General features: G+C 75.0%; 1 protein-coding gene. It reads right to left on the bottom strand.

What is annotated here, in order from left to right; translation table 11 throughout:
• A partial coding sequence (locus tag AC5LUJ_RS02415; protein ID WP_493464404.1) for a DEAD/DEAH box helicase occupies positions 1-4,050 on the bottom strand: 4,050 nt, incomplete at both ends.

Below are 4,050 nucleotides of genomic sequence, written 5' to 3'. Positions count from 1 at the left end.
TCGTGGATCTTCGCGTCGTCCCGCCGGTCGTGCGCGGTGACCTTGGTGGGCCGCAGGACGGTGAACAGGTTGCCCGCGTCGGCGATCGCCGGGCTGGCGCAGCGGGGGCAGCGGCCGGTGTCCTCGGCGGCCAGCGTGGTACGCACGTAGCCGCAGGCCGGGCAGACCCGCCACTGTTCGTAGGCGGGCCGGTTCGGCGAGCCGATGTCGAGGCCGGAGATGGTGTGCCGGTAGCCGAGGACGTAGTAGCTGTTCCCGGGGGCGAGTTCCACCAGCGCGGGACGGGCGGGGCGGCTGTACTCCCGCAGTTCGCTGTGGAAGACCCGGTTGTCGTCGCTGCTGCGGTCCTCCCAGGTGAGGGTGGCTTCCAGTGCGGTACGGGTGTCGATCAGCGCGTAGTTCGGCAGCAGCCCGGACTCGACGAGGGTGCCGTGCGCCGAGGCCCTGCCGATCTGCCCGATCCGCTGTCTGACCGCTCGGCGCTCGGCCCGCAGGGCCCGGTGGTCGCGGTCCTGGTCAGGGTCGGACGTGATCAGCAGGGCCGCGGCCTCCTCGATCGCGTCGAGCCGGTGGCGCAGGTCGGCCAGGCGCGCGTCCCACTCGTCCCGCACCGCCTGGACGGCCTGGGCGAGCCCGCCGGTGGCGTAGGCACGCAGCTCGGCCGCGGCGGCGGCGCTGACACCGGCGGCGGAGGCAGCGCCGTCCGTGCCCTCCAGGCCGGCGGCGCCCGCGCCGCCCGTGCCGCCCGCACCGCCGGTGCCGCCGCCGAACAGGCCGAGGAACTCGCCGACGACCGTGTCACCGACGGTGAGAGCGGCGTCGGTGAACGAGGTGAGCCAGCCGGACGGCCCGAACAGCGCCGAGGCCAGCCGTGGCAGGGGCAGGACGCCGGGGAACCGGCCGCGGGCGGCCAGGTCCACCAGGTGTGCCACGTACTGGCGGCGCAGGATCTCCACGGCGGAGAGGTAGCAGCCCGGTGGGAGGATCTCCCCCGCGATCATCTCCCGTGGGTCGGTGAGGTAGTAACGGTCGCGTTCGCGGCGGCCCAGCAGGGTCAGCACGAGCGCGTTGCCGCTGCGCCGCCCGGCCCGGCCCGCCCGCTGCACGTAGTTCGCCGGCCCCGCCGGCAGCGACGCCAGCACCACCGCGGACAGCTCACCGATGTCGATGCCCAGTTCCAGGGTGGGGGTGCACGACAGCACGTTCGGGTCGGTGTACCGGGTGCCGTCCCGGAACTGTTTTTCGATCTTCTCCCGCTGTGGGCGGGTCAGCATGCCGGTGTGCTCGCCGGTGACGACCCGGAAGATCCCGCCCTCGGTGTACAGCCGGCGGTAGTAGTCGGCGGGCGCGCCCGTCACGGGGCTGGGACGGGTGGTGTCGGGGGTGAGCCGGCCGGCGCACCGGTAGCGCTGGCAGCGCTGCCCGGCCCAGTCGGCCGCCCGGTGCGGGGGCACGGTCTGCGTCCAGGCGCAGATGTCGCAGCGGAGCGCGGCGGCGGCCACCTCGTCGTCACCGAGCCTGACCACATGGATGTGGCCTGGTTGCAGCCCGTAGACGACGCTGGTGCCGTCCTCGGCGACCCGGCGGGCCAGCACCCCCTCGTCGGCGAGGACGGGCAGCAGCCGGGCGAGGTAGTCGGTGGCGTGCTCGCGGGAGAGCTCCAGGCAGCGGACCGCCCAGTCCTGGTACCAGTTGCCGCGGGCGGTCAGGACGTCGAACTCGCTGCGGCGTTTCGGCGCGGACAGCAGGAACGCCGGCGCGGACACCCCGCGGGGGAAGGCGGGCATCCCGTTCGGCCGCCCGCCCCACACCTTCCAGCGCGCCCCGGCCTGGCCGAGGTAGCCGTCCAGCCAGCGGTGCCGGATCGCGCCGCGGATCCGCAGCCGTTCGAGCAGCCCGCGGACGAACGCCAGCCAGGTCACCTCGTCCGCGGGCGGGATGGTGGCCACCGGCCCGTGTACGAACACGTCCCGGCACAGCGCGGCGATCTTCTCCCGTTCGGTGAGGGTGACCTCGGCGGCCACGGTGCGGGTCAGTTCGAGGGTGCGGCCCTGCCGGGAGCGCAGGCCGAACTCCATGATCGCCGCGAAGGCGAGCCGGTCGGCGATGAGCTGCCAGACCTCGCTGCCGCCGGCGTGCTCCCCGGCGAGCAGCCCGTCGATCCCGGGCTGGTCGTGCAGGTCCGGCGGGACGATCGCGGCCAGCGTCCCGGGGTCGGACGCGGGGCTGGTGGCGGCGGCGATCAGGTCCGCGAGCAGGTCGTTGAGGGCCACCGGCGCACCGGGGCGCAACTGGTCGACGAGCAGCGAGCGCAGCGAGAACGTGTACGACCGGGTGGCGACGAAGCCGGCGCGGTGCGCGGCGTCCTGCACCGAGTCGTTGAACAGCAGCGTCCGGCGTTCCCGGCCGGTGAGCTCGCCGCTGGTGAACAGTTCGGTGACCGCGACCGAGGCGAGGGTGGCGAGCCCGGCGCCGAGGTAGCGGACGCCCTCGTCCAGCCCGCAGGCCGGGCAGCGGTCGGCTTCCGCGCCGGCGATGTCGGCGAGGTCGCCGAGCACGGCGACGCCGTCGGGGATGCGGGTGGTGCCGCGGCCGGCCTCCCCGGGGGTGTCCCGCGCCGGGTCGAACGGCCGGACCCGGCTGCCGGCGGAGTCCAGGACCAGCAGGCCCCGGCCCGGGTTGGCGATCTCGTTCGCCGTGGCCGCGACGAACGCCCTGACCCGGCGCTTGTCCGCGCCGACGCTCGCCCGGTAGATCCGGTCCGGGTCGGTGACCAGCTCCTGGGGGTCGCGTTCGGGTGAGATGGCCGCCCAGCCGGACCGGCCGCAGTGCCGGCAGTGGATCGCCGGAAGCCGCGCGTGCCGCCGGTCGGTGACCACCGTGTCCGCGGCCGGGGCCGTCGGGTCGTGGTCGCGGCGCGGCTCACCGTCCCAGCCGAACATGGGCGCCGGCCCGACCCCGCGCAGCAGCCGGGACACCGCCCGCACCCACAGGTGCGTCTCGACGCCGACCAGCGGCCGGGTCCCGGAACCGGGCCCGCCCGTGCCGTCGGGCCCGCCGGGGACGCGGGCGGTCGACAGCAGCGCGACGAACCGGGCGAGCGCCGCCGCGGCCAGTTCGGAGCCGGTCGCCAGCGCCTGCCCCCAGCTGTAGGCGCCGCGGCGCGGCAGCAGCTCGAGGATCTCCTCGGCGGTCCTGGGCTGGTCACCGAGGATCTCCAGCACGGCCGCGGTCAGGATGTGCCGGCTCAGCGCCCTGCCGAGATGGAGCGGGTCGAGGTTGTCGTCACCGAGCACGGCCGTGGCGATCCGGCCCATCGCGGACGGGTCCCGCCCCGGGTCGGCGATCGCCGCGAGCACCGCCGGCTCGGGCACCGGCAGACCGTAGTCGATCCCCGTGACGATCTCGCTGGTGCTCCGGCGGGCCTCCCCCACCACGGCGCCGTCGTCGAAGACGGTGCCGAAGACCTGCTCGGCGACCGCGCGGAGAGCCCGGCCTCCGTCGATGCCGCTGCCCTCCCCCAGGGTCGCGGAGGTGGCCACCGGGCAGATCGCCCCCAGCGGGCGGCCCGGCTCGGCCCGGCCGGTCGCCGCGGCCAGCCGGCGCAGCAGCATGGCCACGTCGGTGCCCTGGGCGCCGTCGTAGGTGTGGAACTCGTCGAGGACGACGTAGGCCAGGTCGGCGCCGTCCCACAGCGGCAGGTCGTCGGCGCGCTGCAACAGCAGGTCGAGCATCTTGTAGTTGGTGACGAGGATGTCCGGCGGGGTGCGGCGCATCTCCGAGCGCTTCGTCAGCACCCGCGAGTAGCTGACCTCCGGGACGTCCCCGATGTACAGGCCGGCGGTCACGTCGGCGAGGCCGGCCTGCTCCAGGTAGTCGTTGATGCGCAGCGTCTGGTCGGTGGCCAGTGCGTTCATCGGGTACAGCAGCAGCGCCTTCACCCCGGTGCGGCCCGCCCTGCGGGCCCGCTGGCAGTGGTCGAGGACGGGGATCAGGAACGACTCGGTCTTGCCGGAGCCGGTACCGGTGGTCACCAGCGTCGGCCGGGCC

It is taken from the genome of Protofrankia sp. CiP1_Cm_nod3 (assembly GCF_982290655.1).
Note: the sequence above shows the minus strand (reverse complement) of the source record. Positions and strands in the feature narration are given on the sequence as shown.